Genomic DNA, 14,993 nt, shown 5'->3' on the forward strand with positions numbered 1-14,993 from the left:
ATCGTACCAATCGTAAACCGACTAAGTAGCTTTGTGACGGCCACCATATTACCGATGGTACGGCGTTTAAACTTGTAGTATTTAGGGGTTTGCTCCATTAGTATGGTGTTGTTGGTTGTTTATCCATTGCCGCCCGTTCGACGTGATTGGGCGTTGGATCAATCCAGTTAATTAGATTCGCCAACCCTCTGCCCGTATCGGTAAGGCTGCCAGATGCTTTGTTTTTGCCTAATACTCGACTAATTGTTTCGCTGTACCGTCCAAAGCTGTGCCGCTTCGGGCCTTTAATCAGTAGCCAGTTGAATAGATCGCTTCCAACCACATTGCCTAATAAATCAACCACTAGTGTAAGCTGTAAGGCATTATCGGAATGATAGGCTAGAAAGTCTTTAATGTTTCGAAAGCGCAGACTATACAGCACCTTTAGCAATAGTGCAAAGGGTAGCAGCACGACCAATAACGCCAATCCAGTCGGCAGAAGCAGGAAGTTGATTAGTCTCATAGCAGCCCGACTCGATGTAATATTTGCTGCATACCCAGCATCGTGAACTTGTAAACAAGCTGTAATGGCCGCGTTTCACTTCCTGCGCCTGCTACCCCCATAGCGGCCAGATCGCTACGTGTCATCTGCTGATAAGTGAGCAGTTCAGGCACATAGGTATGTCCCGGCAGTGGATCGCCAACGAGTACCTTTTTTGTAGCCACATCGACCAGACTCCCCCGCGTTGATTTTGGCCCTACAATGAAGCTGGCAAAACGACGCTTCATAAACTCTTTCCCCTCCACCGAAAGAGTAGAATCAGCTTCAATGGCGGTTGACATCAGCACACCGTCGGGCGTATAGTAGTTAATCTGCTGGGTAATCAGGATGTGTAAATCATTTTCAAACGTCATACTCACCAATTGCGATCTGCGAAGGTGAGGCACGTTGATGGTCGAGTCAGGCGCAATTGGTATTTCGATAGCTACCTGTAAGCCCGATGGCTCAGCAACCAGACCCGACGTATTGGTTTGGGCTAGTGCCAGTGTTGAGGAAATCAGTAAGAGGATGATCGTTTTCATAGTCCTTCCGTTTTGCAGTTTAAGGTTAGTCCAGAGGGTGGCGTAGTTAGTGGAGCAATAGCCAGATTGACCAGTCCGAGAAGCGAAACCGTTGTGGGGTTATTCTTAAACCCCTTGTGCACGGTCACTTTCTTGTCGGCCGACACCGATTTTGGGTAAAACGTAACGACTTCGGAGGTAGAGGTAACCCCTGTTGTCATCACACATGAGTTGGTGTAGATCGTTGTAAATAGAGCCGTTCCGGTCGACGTGTTGTCGGTAGTCAGGTTAATGGTTGCTTCGCCGTTTGAATCCGTTACGCGGGTCGTGAAATACTCTTTTTTGCCCCCATTCGTGAACAGCATTCCGCCCGGAAGTGACTGGGTTTTTACGTTCAGTCTTCGCCAGCATCCCGCGCTGGTTACTGAACTTTTAATGGCGTTCAGGTTCACCATATCCTCAGCGTCCGTACACAACGAATCGTAGGTGTAGATTGCACCGAATCCATCCGTGATCGAAGACTTCCCTAATACGAACACAGGCGTATTTGGGCTGATTGGTTTTTCTTTCAGTCCCGACATGGTCGTGACAACCTGCAAATGCATGTTATCGACAAAGTAGTTTTTTCCCGCAACCAGTAGAGCGACACAAAAACCAAATCCGATAAAGAGTAGCTTTTTCATACGTTTATAAAGAGGTAGTTGTGAGTACGCCTGCATTGGAAACGGTTACCCGCCAGCGTGTACCGTTAGGGCTTTTCAGGATTATACCCTTTGTGGCGTCGGTAACTTCTACGTCGCCTGAGTCTGTATAGCCCCCGTAGTTTTTTATCAACAGTGGTGTAGCGGATTTGCCGAAAACGGCTGTATTGCTTAGGTTACTTTCGCCATTCCCCGCATCGTAACCAATCAGTACCACATTGTTCATCGTGGTGCCGCTAATGTTCATACCTGCACCAAAACCGATAAATGTATTGTTTGTGGAGGTTGTCGTGAAGCCGGTTTTAAACCCTGCATCTTTGCCCACGAAGGTATTGCCTGACGAAGTGGTCAGGTTGAAGCCTGCATTCGTACCAATCAATGTGTTGTCATTGCCCCCTGTTACGCCAATACCTGAATTCGTACCCGCAAACGTATTGCGCTGGCCAGAGGTGAGGGCTGTTCCTGCTGACTCCCCTAATGCCGAATTGAACTGTCCGGTTGTGGTTGTATTGCCTGCGCTGCGCCCCACAAAAACCGATTGTGTGCCCGTTGCGTGAAGCATTCGCGTACCGCCGAAATCAATACGCGGATTTGATGCGCTAATATTTAAACCAGCCGAGCTCACTGTAGCGACACCTGTACCACCAATACTAAATACGTGCGATAATCCCGGACCAATGACATAGTTAAACTGTCCAACGCTGACTCCAAAACCAGACTTTGCCGTTCCGTCATCATACACAACAAACTTTAAACCAGACGTCGGGGATGTCGAATACGTACCCCCCATATTCAGTGACCAGGGCGCGGTTGTCGACGTAGGTGTAGTATTGCCCACGACAATATTACCCGATACTACAGAGAGATTGCCCGACATCGTTACGTTACTCATGCTCGTTGTAGCGGTCGTGGTCAGACTATTAGCGTTTTGCAAAGCCAGATCACCCAAACCCATTACCCCCCGCGCCTGACTTGCTGACAAGTCCTCTACATTACCCGCTCCTGCTGTGGTTCTGCCTTTAATCGTGGCCGTTGCTACTGTGGCGAGCTTCGCATTGCTCACTACGTTGTTTCCAATCGTAAGCGTTGGCGCCAGCGATGTAGCACCCGACGCACTGCCCGTTACGTCACCCGTTGGCGCAAACGAAATACTTTGATTGCCTGTCAGGTACGCAATGTTACTACCGCCTGTAGCCAGCCCTTTGGCATTGATAGTAATGTTATTGAACGTGCCAACGTTACTATTTACCGTAGCTAGTGTGGTCGCAAAACTACCTGTACCGCTACCCGTTACATCGCCCGTTAGGGTTATGGTCTGATCGCCTGTATTAGTGCCGACAAGGTTTAAATCATTCTTCACCTGCGTAAGAGTTCGGAATGTCCATGCACCTGCCTTGCGTTGTAAAAAGTCGTCATTGCTCGGTGCTAATCCACCGATTGTGGTCAGGTTGCTGTTAAGTGGCTGCTTACCGTCAATGGCAGATGCTGCGGTAGTTGTATAGGAGTTGTATACGCTGGTTTCCACTTTACTACTGAGCGCTGATGCTATCGACGTAGTGTATGAATTATACGTACTACTCGTTACCCGGTCAGCAATCAACGAAGCCGTAGCAGATGAGTAGCTGTTGAAGGTTGACACGTCCAGCTTGTTGCCCAGATTGGTGGCATTGGCAGCCGTGAAGCTGGTAAACGTACTGTTGTCGAGTTTGCTGGATAATACGCCTGCTGTAGTGACTGTATAGCTGGAAAATAAAGACGTCTCTAACTTGTTACCCAGATACGTAGCGTTCGTGGAACTATAGCTAACAAAGTCAGAAGTAGCCAGTTTTGCGCCAATCGCACTAGCTGTTGCGGTTGTATAACTGTTAAAATTGCTCACATCCACCTTACTAGCTAAAGCAGATGTATTGGCAACGGTGAAACTATTGAAGTCCGTAGTGTTCACCTTACCATTTAATCCCGTAGCGGACGTAGAGGTATAGGAATTGAATACGGACGTGTCTAACTTCCCGGCAATGGCAGAGGTATTGGCTGCAATAGCGGTCGCATTATTACTAGCCGACAACGTCGCACTATTCGCGGTCGATAGGGCCGTGTTTGCTGTATTTTGCGCTGTAGTGGTAGCGGCCTGATCGGTTGATCGGTTACTACTATACGTTGATAGTGAAACAGCCCCTACCTCACTAGCTGACGCAGGAATAGTAGGCTTGTCTATTACGTCCAACGTATAAGAAATTGGAGTAGATAATTGACGATACCGAGCATCTCCTAATTGTTGTACGTCCGATTGTGTTTGATATCCGCTCGGATTTGTGCTATTGTAAGGTGTATAGCCTAATGCATCCTGTTTAGCATTCCAGTTTGCCGTTTGACTATCCGTAACGAAGCGATGCGTAGCATCTTCGGTTATTGTTATTGCTGGTTGTAAGCCGGTGTGATTAGCCCGACCCAAAAGAAACGCATCGGTACTATTGGCGGTTGCGCCTGCCGAAATTCCAGCAAGTTTAGATCTCTCAATGGATGTGAATGCCTTATTCGTTACCCCATCTGGCACTACATCCTGATTGAGACTTTGCCAGCTTTTATCGCCACGCCAGTACTGACTAGTTAATCCCGCGCCAATAGTTGGCTCTTTCCCATTAATTACTCCTGCTACGTTTGCCGTATACGTAGTGTATGTTGCAATATCCAACTTGTTCGATAAACCAGACGCAACAGACGATGTGTAGGAATTGAATGAACTAGTCGTTAATCGATCCGCTATTAGAGCTGACGTAGCGGCTGAATAGCTGGCAAAATCAGATGTGTTCAGCTTACTTGCTAAGGTAGTATTAGCAACAGCAGTAAAGTTGTTGAATATTGTATTATCCACCTTACCTGTCAATACATTTCCAGTTGCTGATGTGTAGGAAGCGAATTCGGACAAATTAAGTTTACCAAGTAGCGCTGACATATTCGTCGTAGTGAAACTAACAAAGTCAGTTATAGCCAGTCTTGATGCGATTACATCTGCAGTCACAGATGTATAGTTAATAAAACTGCTTGTAGCCAACTTGCTGGAGATATTTGCCGCATTAGCCGTTGTGAAGCTATTTAAATCAGATACGTTCACTTTTGAGCCTAGCGTGCTGGCTACATTTCCCGTGTAGGAGTTGAATGTGCTGACTTCGAGTCTACTCGCAATAGCTGTAGCACTGTTAAATGCCGAAGTGGTTGCGCTGTTAGCGACACTCAAAGCAGTGTTTGCTGTAGCCTGAGCGGACGACGTGGCGGACTGGTCGTTGGTACGGTTGGTATTATACGTTTCTATCGAAACAGCTCCTACCTGATTAGCTTGCGTCGGAATAGTCGGCCGATCTGTCAGTGCTGTATACGACGTAACCCCGCCGTTCACCCCTGTAAGCGAACTCACCGTTGCCGATAGGCTCGCCACTCGGTTGGCAAGGGTGGTATGACTAGCCGACAGGCTGGACATTTTGGTAGTCAGTACTCCCGATTGCGTTGAAAGCGAGTTTAACAGCGATCCATCCGCACCAGCAATCACGATGCCCGTTTTTGTTACGCGTACCTCACCGTAAAAGCGAACTGTACCGTCAATACGCAGTTCGTACCAGAACGGATCAACAGGCAGGCTAACCGAACTGTCAAAGCGTACCACTACGTTCAGTCCAGTCCGGACTAGTCTCGGCTGTATCGCTACCGTTTGCGAAGAGGGTGGCGAAGTAAACGTAGCTTTGACTGACATAGCTTTCGAAGTATCCGAAGCCAACAAAGAAATTGGCTTGGATTCAACCGCATTGCCCCGGTAACCATTTGGTATATCGACACGTATTGGCACCAGTTGCGCTAATGCGGAGGTAGCTGTAAGTAGAAATAGAATTAATGTTTGTTTCACGATTTATCTTGATTGAAATCGTTGATTGTGTTATCTTTAAGTGTACATTTTAGGTTGTTTAAAGAGAGGGTCGCCACTGTGAAGAGTGGCGATTCTTTTTTTTAGCGTGTCGAACTCTGTGGAGTTGTAGCAGTTGAACTAGGTGACTGCGTAATGGCTGTTCCATTGTTAGGTACGCTTGCGGTTGTGCCGCTGGATGGCCCACTTACCACCGTACTACTATTAACCGTCGAAGAGGTTGGCCCGCTGGTTGAAATACCAATGTCTGTTACCGTTGTTCCATCTGGCACATTCAGTTTTATTGTAATCGTTGTCATGGCCAGAATAGCAATGAACAGGAGCTTTGCCGCGTAATCGACTCGAAAGGATTGAGTTACTGTTTTCATGGGTATTGATTTAAAATGTGAAGATTAAATACTTTTACAGCTTTCGAAATCGATATAGCCGGTATGCTGTGTAACGCCCCCGTTTACACCTTGTAAGCCGAATGTTGAAATGATACCCGCATCGGCTGACCATGGCACGTCGAAATCATAGTCCTGCATCGTGCCGTTACCTGATACGTTGACAATGACACGATGCTCGTGCGATGGCGGAATACCCGGCGTGTCCCATCGGAAATACAATTGCGTAACACCCGATATAGCCATGCGATAACGTAGCTTTCGAATCTGCGACGCGGGATAACAGCGAACCGGAGCCGTGAAAGAGCCCATTGTCGAGGTGCTACCGTTGGCCTGATCGGTATGTACGTAGCCGAACTGAACACGCCATTTTCCGTCGACCAGATAGGCGGGTAGATCGCTATTGCCCCACTTGTGGTTTACGTCAGAGAATTTAAAATCAACTATCGTATTAGCCGCTGGCAGATTTGGTAGTGCCGCCTGTAGCTGAGAATACGTACCGACGTGAAGGAGAAAGTAGTTTGTATAGACACCCGGTGAATCATAATTCACGAAAGGGGCTGCGTTGATATAAGAGCTTGCTCCGTCTGACCAGACACCTTCGTACGAAAGCTTCTGCATGTTGTTAAAAGCCGCATTGTCTGGTGTAATGAGCGTGATACCTACACCACTACCGTTGTTTTTATGCGCCCCCAACCAGTGAACATCTGTGTACCAGATTGGCCCCATAACGCCGTTAGCGGATGGAGTCCGTAAATCCTTTAACTCGCCAGCTACTCGCGTCAGGTGGGTGGATAAAGGAGCGATTACATAGCAACACGGGCTTTCCTGTGCCAATGCTCGATACCATGGGGCTGTCCAGTTTGAGCCACGTGGTTCAACGGTTGTTCTGACTTTGCAAAGAATCGTATCATTATTAAAAAATGAGACTTCTTGATCAACCAGTACGTTCCCTTGTCGGTTATTTAGCCCCCAGATTAGCGGACGAATGCGAGCGCAGAATACCTGCCCTCGCGAATCATTAATAATAGCCGACTGTATAACCGGACTGCCATTCAGGAAATAATCTCCGCCTTGAACGGGATTGAGCTTGGTATTTTTTGCGCCAGTACCCGGATCGTCTTGCGCTGTACTTTCTGAACCAATAGCGAAATTTGAGTTATTGGGTTCACTAGAGAGGTATAAACTAGCTGGCTGAATCTGAACGCCTTTGTCTGGCATTGGAACGCCATTATGAACGACCTGTTGATCGTTGGCCAGATTCTCCCCGTCTTTTATAACAGAACAAATTACTGCACCAACCGACTGACGAAAGCCAACGGTTAGGTTGCCATTGGTTATGTATTTCTGATCTTCTCCGCCCCAGGGTACTGGTGTGTATTCGGTCATACCATCACCTCCTGTACCGGGATTAGTTCCACCGCCTGTCGTGGTCGGAATCTTCTCAACGATACGTTGGGCAATGACAGCCATAGCCGCATCGTTGGGATGACCTTCATAGCCATCTCGCGCACCAGCAATGCCAGCCATATCAACGTAGATGTAATTTCGTTCGCTTGCTACGCTTTGAAGTTTAGCCGTAACAGAGGCTTGATTGCCATCTGCGTACCACGTTGAGCCGGTAATGATTACAGTTGCAGATGGATTCTGCGAGGTCACTTTATCAATCAGCATTTTGACTGCCTCGGCAAATCCTTTCGTATCATCTTTTACGTTCTCGGCCAGCCGCCAAATAATAAGATCGGCACCCCATGCTGCCACATTATCTAAATAGCCATAACCTCCCGGCCACGCGATCTCATAATAGTGTTCCTCCCAATATGGCCCATCGGCAGTTGTCAGATTGCCTGATGCCCACGTAAAATCAGCTAATTCGCGTGCCTGAAGATTAGCGTTTCGTGCTTTAAGGAAATCGGTAACGATGTGCTTATAATCTTTAGCCGCTTCGCTGGCATCCATACCCCAATTGGCCATTCCACCGCGCCATCCGGGATGTTCAGGAGAAATAGTACCGGGAGGTATAGGCGCATGGTGTGTAATGGAATTGCCTAAAAACAAAGCCTTATTGAACGTCAACGGCGTTGGATCAGGCCCCGGCCCCGGATTACCCGAACAGTCCAGTGTTTCAAAATGCGTTCCGGCTGGCTTGGTCGAGGCTGGTTGTAGCTGATTAGCCGCATAAGCCGCCTGCATAGCTGCTGTAGTGGGCTTAGCTGTGCTACAATCAGCCCCCGATGCGGCTTCGTAATACACCACCGTGCCGTTCGACAGCGTGACGGGAAAATATCGTTTGTTCTTCTCCATTAGTTTGCTGTGCTTTTGAATTCCCCAATATTCCCCACACTCACTACTTTAGGTGCATCTTCACTGGTAGCGGTAAGCTGAAGCGTTTGTTCCGGCGCGCCTGATATATCCAACTGAGCCGTATACGTTACCCCGTCCAGTTTAGCGGATATGCTAGTCGACTTACCTTGTTGAAACCGACTGTACCAGTTGAGCACCTGACCGAGCATTTTTTCAGGGCCCACCTTAACCGAAATATCCTGACTACCTACAGTTAACGATGGCGTAGTATTCGAATTAGGAAGGCGTAACACGAACCAGCCGCCCGGCTGTCGCTGTAAAACCGCCGTAATCGGCTGTCTATTCACAGGCTCCACTGGCTTAGTTGGTGGTTTTTCGTCGGGTCTGGGCACTTCCGGCACCGGCCCGGCAGGTTTTACCTCCAGCAGTTTTATTACTTCCCGTACCAGCGCTTCCCGCTCAGCAGGTACGACGTAGGTGGTATTATGTAGGGTTAGTTCCATAGCATTAAGAGATAACGTGTCTTATATCGATATCAGCAATCCGGGCTTTACTGTCCTGTGAGCCATCCACCAGTACCCGCACGACTTGCGCCGTTGCGATTTCAAAAGTTAGCTCGACCTGACAGTGATTATTGCCTGTCACGGTGGCAATGGTAACCCAGCCTCCGCCATCATCAGGCACCTGAATCCGGAAAGCAGTCAATAGAAATCCGGTTGATATTTCAAGGGGAGTCACAGGCTCGGTACGCGTGGCGAAGTTGTCAGGCACCATCGTAATGATCGCCCGGTTAAAGTCCCGATCCTGCCCTAAATCGACCTGTAGCCACGAACCGACTGCATCAGTGCCGTCGTTGTTTTGCCAGAACGTTCGCCCGACTTTGTTACCCTGCACTGCTTTACTGGCAGGTAGGGCTGAATAGGAAGAACTAGCCGTAGCAATGACCCCTTCGAAAATTCGGGCATTCGCTACGTTAGGCTGCGTGTAGGTCTGGTTACTGCGCTCGATGATTTCCCCGCACTGGTTGGTACGAATCAGGGTATAACTACCACTGAGGGATGAGCCAGTAGGTTTGATGTGATTGTACCCCCAATAGCCACCCTCTGCTGGTTTACGATACTGGGAATTTGTTAGCAAATAAGCGAGTCGATTACCGTTGTATAGCTTATCCGATACTGATCCCGTACCTGACCATTTCATTAAATCGAAGCCACTAAACCACGAATCGCCCGATAGTCCCGATTTTAGTTCCTCTGCTGAAGCAAACGAGCGCACGGTGTAATCTCTGCCACCCCCCATCGATACGTAGGGGTTGTTGTATTCGAACATATACCGATCTGGTAAGGCGTCGTAAGCAGACTGAGAGAGTTCTGCCCATCCTTCACAAGGCGGTGGGGTCGCATCGATCACGGCAATCTGTTTCGTGGCTGCCAGACTGTTATAGGTCGCCTTGATTTCGATGTTGCGGTTATCGTTATACGTCGCGTTCGTGGCTGCACTCAGTGCACCCGCATTACCCCACGTCGCCCCGCTATCTGCCGTGGTAATGGTTTTTGTCGCAGAGGCTGTTACGTTCTGCGTCGAACCATCCGAGAAATGAGCCGTCACCAGAGCGGTAGTGCCCGTGTCGCCTTCTACGATGTAATCTACTGTCGCATCAATGGTAATACTGGCCAGTGTAGCCGCATCATCCGACCATGAACCAATAGCCCCCACACTCGTAACGGTTAGTCCGACAGGTGGCGCGATGACGCCGGGCAGTCCACGTCGATTTACCTCTTCGACACGCTCAAAGGTTCGTTCGAATGAAATTAACTCTCTGTCTTTTGTGACGGTGTCTTTTGCGCCCGCCAGCCACATATCAGTGCTGTGCTTGATTATAATGCCGTCCTGATTAAAAATAAAGCGACGGGTAACGCCAAATGGCAATAAAATCCTTTCTACTTTCCCCACTTTAGTGGTAGGATTAACCAGAATGGTTTTTCCTCTTGGTGGGTAACTGGCATCCAGTTGCAGACCTAATGCGGTATTATTGGGATCGATGTATTCGAGGTCTAAATAGGATAAACTATCGGCCGGATCTCTGGGCGTATTATCGCCTACATGATTGAAGGGCGAATCGACTTCCCATGCGTGATCGACCGCCGTGCCGATGCCGACGTTGTTATAGATTTGATTGTTATTACAGGTGTGTCCCTGTAGCCAGATGGCAGGTGTTGCGGTTGGACCTCCCCCCATGTAGATGTAGTTATCATGAATCATATTGCCTACCACCGTCTGCGTGGGGTCATTATGATTCATCAAAATGCCGTAGATGGTTTGCTTTGCCGAACCATCCCCATTTATCGCGTGAGGGCCACGCAATACGTACATCTTATTGTTTGCTACTGTACCATCGCTGCACCGTACGATGTTGGCCATCGAACACAGATCGGACGGATGCGTCCCGCCGAAATTGTAGATGTAGCAGTTGGTAATGTAGTACTGTACCAACCCATAGAGCTGAATATTCTTGTTATTGGCCGTGAGGTGGCATTTGTCTAAAACAAATCCGGGCATGGCGTAATTATCGGCCCGCCAGATCACAGCATCGGTCGTGCCGATGAAATAGCAGTCGGTGAAATGAAAGCCTTCCAGTCCGGGAAATCCGGTTGATACCCCTTTTAAGCCCGTTCCCGCTACGTACACGCGGATGTCTCTTGCACGGTTATCGACACCCGCCCGATCCGAATATACCTCCACGCCATAGGTGTCCGCCCCGACATCCTGCAATCCCGACCACGTTTGTACGTAGCAGGAAGTGAACTGCATGTTGTTTGGATTACGAAACACGATGTTGTGCCGCCAGCCGCAACGGGGCGAAAGCTCCAGCGCATCTGTACCCACGCAATCCACGCCCGTCACTTCCGCACTTTGTCGGGCCCGTCGGTTATCGTATTCCGCTGTTTGTCCCGACCAGTCTATTTGCAGAGCTGTGGCGTTGGTGTACTGCCCCATCGCTTCGATGACGAAGTTGGCCAGTCGTAGCTGATAGTCTGGTGAGGTGGTGGAGAACTTTAGGAAATCGCCTACCTGCTCTTCTTCGACGGGATTATCATTTTCGTCTACATTACGTTTGAAGAACTGAAACCGAGTAAAGAAGCGTACCCCTTCCAGATCAACGTTGACATCCTGTATATCGATCAACGTACTGTCAAACTGATATCCGCCTTCAGGTGCCCATAATGGACGTCCACATTGCAGAGCCTTCAGAAAAGCTGCACTGTTGGCGATCCGTTGCGCCTGTGACACTTCGCCTAGCTTGATCCCGAATCGTTTTACGATATTGACGCGTCGGTCAACATCGAGCAATAGTCTGCCCGAACCTTTTGCTGTATTGGCGGCAAAAATGTCGTCTGGTGTTGCGTTGCTATCTGGGTCATACCGCCATACATCCCCGTTTTGCAGGAAAAACACGTTCCGGCTGCCGGTGAATGTTTTTAATGTTGATAGTTTGTCGAAAATACGACCACGCAGCAAACCAAGCTCACGTTCGATGTTAGCGAAGATTAACCGTGCTGTCTGTAGTGAAAAGAATGGCATTACAGTTCCAGATAGCTAAGTGGTGTATAATCAATTGACGGTATCCGGATCGGCACACTACTGCCTTCGCCTGTCGTGCCCGAAGCTCGGACGAACAGCCGTCCCGATGCGTTGACAGACGGGAATACTAATCGATACGTATTAGGTTGCCCCTCGACAGGCTGCGCGGTTTGCCATCCTGTTAAGGATGTACCCAACCCTTCCAGTTTTAGGTCAGGTTGCACCAGACATACCACTGTAATGGTCATATCGAGCGTGAGTACGTCGTAATCGTCGTCTGCTTCGAAACGCAGGTTGGAACCAGCACTAGGGATGTTAACGATTGCTGTAGTACCCGTGCCGCCCACTTGCCGAAAGCCACCAGCCGCATCGAAAACGATGGTAATCATCTCCTGAGAGGGCATATACTGCGGATGGTAGGCCGTGAAGTAATACGGCGTATCTGCTTCGAACTCGTTGTTGTTGTAATCGCGGGTGAACTTAGGGTTCGTTTGTGTTCGGATCGGCGTCGTGTTGTCCGCATTAGGAGCACCCGCCAGCACACCGAACGTAAATCCGTCGGTAGGGTACGGATCCGTTTCGCCAATAAAAGCTGCGTTCGGTAAGCTCATAGTCCGGGAATAAGTTTTTTAAGATTAGCAATGACTTTCCCCACCACCACCCCGTTTACCTCCACACGTCCTTTGAATTTGGCCGGGCCTTGAACGGGGTTGAAATTGGGTACACTGGGACGACCGGTGAAGGTGGGACGCACCCCTGATTTGTAAAGATTTTTAAAGAAATCACCCAGCGGTGTAGATGGTAATGTGTTATTGGGCGGCTCGACAACCTCCCCGTCTTTCCCTTCGTTCATGGGCAAAATACCCTCTGGCGATTGCCATTCTTTGAGCGTGTCAGGTAAAGAAGGGTTGTCTGGCATGAGCCGAATAAGTGTAACCCGGTGCATCATTAACCGCTCGTCGCTATCACACTGAGCAATAATGAGCGGATAGGGCCGGAAGTTGTTACCGACCCGAACACCGATGTCGTTGATATACACTACCGTGAATAATCCGTAGGGTAACCGCCCTACTAATGTCCCCTCGAATACCATCGCGGGATACATGGTTTGATTGGCATGGGTGCGGGTTATCCAGCTCAGCAGGGTTCGACCAATGTCTTTGCCGGTGGGATTCGGCGCAAGGATGTTGGCATCAGGCCGGTAGCGTAATCCTGACGTAACGGGCGTACCGGATACGTGGCGATGCAATAGTGTACCAATTCGGTCGTAGGGAGAGGCTGCGTCGGGGATGTCGCCCAGATAGACAGTGGCGGTAGCGTTTTTTATTTCCTGCTTATCCTTCGCAATGGTTTGCTGTGTACCATCCAGCACCAGACCGCTCTTTTTAGAAACAAGTTGTAAGTTTCGATATTCGACCCAAGGGCGATTGCCGGGCGTTCCGGGATAGGGCCCTCCGCCGGGTGCATCTAACGATTCGCCAGCGCAGAGATAAAATTCAATTCTACTTACGCGGTCAAGCGTGCCGAGATCGAACGTGTACGAGTTCCATCCAGGCTTTGAACGCATAATGTTAGAGGTGTCGAAATACGGCTCGCCGAATCTCCTCGCAACCAACTCGTCATAACTTATCTTATCCGCTCTTATAAGCCCCTCCACAACCTGAAAGTAATCACCATCATCTCGGAAGACTTTGGCGTAAACTTTCGCAGCTCGCACATCATGTAGCTGGGATTCAAAGCGTAACTCTCGCGTATTGAACTTGGTATAATCAACACTGTTGGTGTTAAAATCAATAGCAAAAGCTACCCAGGGTTGTTCACCAAAGCCATTGACGAAGTAATCGCCATAGGCTATTTTTTCATTCGTATAACCAACAAGCCGAATAGCGTAGGGACTTTCGTTGGTGCCGTTACCGGTTCGGAAACGATCCCCGTTGGCCATACTGCTGACCCAGCCCACGGGTAGCTGCGTATTATCAACCTGCGCTAAATCTCCGTTAGGAATTTTTGATTTATAGCCACCGAACTTTTGTTCGATCTTTACGCCGGGCGCAATAGCAGGCAACCACTGGCTGCCCCCCTCGCGCACCCGGGTATCAAAGCCAGGCGTGATGATTAAATCTAACCGACGGGACGCGTTACCCGATGGCGGTGCCGATAAATCTGAGTCGTGATATTGCCGGGTACGGATGGTAGGCCCGAGGATGTTATTGGCATCCCAGCCACCTGCCATTTCCGTAGTGCGTATCAGCCACCACTCCCCGTCCTGCTGCGCTAACCGAACGCCGGGCAGCGCCCCAAGTATCCGGGTCAATACGTCATAGCAGGAGTAAACAGCGTTGTTTTCGTTTAGAAACCACTCCCCGTCAACCATTGCCTGATAGAGCGGACAAAGAGCCGGGTTTGCCTTGCCGTTTACCAGATTCGCAAACGATAAATCCTGCGCTGAATACAGGTTGTAGCCCACAACAAGGGACAACCCCGGTTCGGCGTATCCGGGAAGAAACAACCCTGTGTAGGAAAGCGCTAATCGAATAGCATGAGATAAGCTTATCTGACCTTTTATACGCTGCCCGTTTTCATCCAGAAAGGGGCGACTCGTAAGTGATTTTAGTCCATCACGAGCCGTTATTTGGACTAGATACGGCTTTGGTCCATAGGGTTCTTTTATATCCGCCGACACCACCCATCCTACGAAATACGTATCAAACGCATTTGTGTTCTGGACGCGTTTTTCAATAAGTACCAGAATATCCCGGTCGCCCTGTACCGAGAAGTCCATTGCTTCCCAGTAATTCTGGCACGCCAGCGAAAACGTACGCATCAGGGGTGCGAGGGGCTGCAAAAAGGTGTCTGATCCCTCAAGTGTTTTATTCTTTATTGGGGAGCCGCCAGCAAGTAGGGTAATGATGTCGCCCTGATAATCAGGAAATAAAAAGCTTACCCGGAAATAGTTCGAGGTATAACTCAGACTTTCTCCGTAGGCTTCCTGATATTCGAACCTGTATTTGGTAGCAAAGGCCAATTGAGCGCATGTTACCGGGGCGTTATGGGTAACAGGCGAAG

At 49.2% G+C, this 14,993-nt stretch carries 10 protein-coding genes; all 10 read right to left on the reverse strand.

Features of this window, described 5'->3' with window-relative positions; genetic code table 11:
• Window positions 1-97: 97 nt before the first annotated feature.
• Entirely contained in the window at window positions 98-502 is a 405-nt protein-coding gene (locus ACYVD4_RS29100; protein WP_460951634.1) for a hypothetical protein, read from the reverse strand.
• Window positions 499-1,062, reverse strand: a complete 564-nt coding sequence (locus ACYVD4_RS29105) for a hypothetical protein (protein WP_460951635.1) — start codon at window positions 1,060-1,062, stop codon at window positions 499-501. The genes ACYVD4_RS29100 and ACYVD4_RS29105 overlap by 4 nt, the downstream gene beginning before the upstream one ends.
• On the reverse strand, window positions 1,059-1,724 hold the full coding sequence (locus ACYVD4_RS29110; RefSeq protein WP_460951637.1) for a hypothetical protein: 666 nt from the start codon (window positions 1,722-1,724) through the stop codon (window positions 1,059-1,061). Before ACYVD4_RS29110 ends, ACYVD4_RS29105 begins: the two co-directional genes overlap by 4 nt.
• 4 nt (window positions 1,725-1,728) lie before the next feature.
• Window positions 1,729-5,637, reverse strand: a complete 3,909-nt coding sequence (locus tag ACYVD4_RS29115) for a beta strand repeat-containing protein (RefSeq protein WP_460951639.1) — start codon at window positions 5,635-5,637, stop codon at window positions 1,729-1,731.
• Between the two features lie 101 nt (window positions 5,638-5,738).
• Complete coding sequence (locus ACYVD4_RS29120) at window positions 5,739-6,023, reverse strand: hypothetical protein (RefSeq protein ID WP_460951640.1); 285 nt, start codon at window positions 6,021-6,023, stop codon at window positions 5,739-5,741.
• A 24-nt stretch (window positions 6,024-6,047) separates the two neighbouring features.
• Entirely contained in the window at window positions 6,048-8,345 is a 2,298-nt protein-coding gene (locus ACYVD4_RS29125) for an SGNH/GDSL hydrolase family protein (RefSeq protein WP_460951641.1), read from the reverse strand.
• Window positions 8,345-8,848: a hypothetical protein gene (locus tag ACYVD4_RS29130; RefSeq protein WP_460951643.1), complete on the reverse strand. Its 504-nt coding sequence runs from the start codon at window positions 8,846-8,848 to the stop codon at window positions 8,345-8,347. Before ACYVD4_RS29130 ends, ACYVD4_RS29125 begins: the two co-directional genes overlap by 1 nt.
• Window positions 8,849-8,852: 4 nt before the next feature.
• Complete coding sequence (locus tag ACYVD4_RS29135) at window positions 8,853-11,927, reverse strand: discoidin domain-containing protein (protein WP_460951644.1); 3,075 nt, start codon at window positions 11,925-11,927, stop codon at window positions 8,853-8,855.
• Window positions 11,927-12,538, reverse strand: a complete 612-nt coding sequence (locus ACYVD4_RS29140; RefSeq protein WP_460951646.1) for a hypothetical protein — start codon at window positions 12,536-12,538, stop codon at window positions 11,927-11,929. The genes ACYVD4_RS29135 and ACYVD4_RS29140 overlap by 1 nt, the downstream gene beginning before the upstream one ends.
• Window positions 12,535-14,952 carry a hypothetical protein gene (locus ACYVD4_RS29145; RefSeq protein WP_460951648.1) on the reverse strand — a complete coding sequence of 806 codons (2,418 nt, stop codon included), beginning with the start codon at window positions 14,950-14,952 and terminating at the stop codon, window positions 12,535-12,537. The genes ACYVD4_RS29140 and ACYVD4_RS29145 overlap by 4 nt, the downstream gene beginning before the upstream one ends.
• Window positions 14,953-14,993: the final 41 nt, after the last annotated feature.

The organism is Spirosoma daeguense (assembly GCF_054776875.1).

Coding starts and splice junctions, on each gene's coding strand:
- ACYVD4_RS29100 (WP_460951634.1), bottom strand. CDS start 502: ATGAGACTAATCAACTTCCTGCTTCTGCCGACTGGATTGGCGTTATTG.
- ACYVD4_RS29105 (WP_460951635.1), bottom strand. CDS start 1,062: ATGAAAACGATCATCCTCTTACTGATTTCCTCAACACTGGCACTAGCC.
- ACYVD4_RS29110 (WP_460951637.1), bottom strand. CDS start 1,724: ATGAAAAAGCTACTCTTTATCGGATTTGGTTTTTGTGTCGCTCTACTG.
- ACYVD4_RS29120 (WP_460951640.1), bottom strand. CDS start 6,023: ATGAAAACAGTAACTCAATCCTTTCGAGTCGATTACGCGGCAAAGCTC.
- ACYVD4_RS29125 (WP_460951641.1), bottom strand. CDS start 8,345: ATGGAGAAGAACAAACGATATTTTCCCGTCACGCTGTCGAACGGCACG.
- ACYVD4_RS29130 (WP_460951643.1), bottom strand. CDS start 8,848: ATGGAACTAACCCTACATAATACCACCTACGTCGTACCTGCTGAGCGG.
- ACYVD4_RS29135 (WP_460951644.1), bottom strand. CDS start 11,927: ATGCCATTCTTTTCACTACAGACAGCACGGTTAATCTTCGCTAACATC.
- ACYVD4_RS29140 (WP_460951646.1), bottom strand. CDS start 12,538: ATGAGCTTACCGAACGCAGCTTTTATTGGCGAAACGGATCCGTACCCT.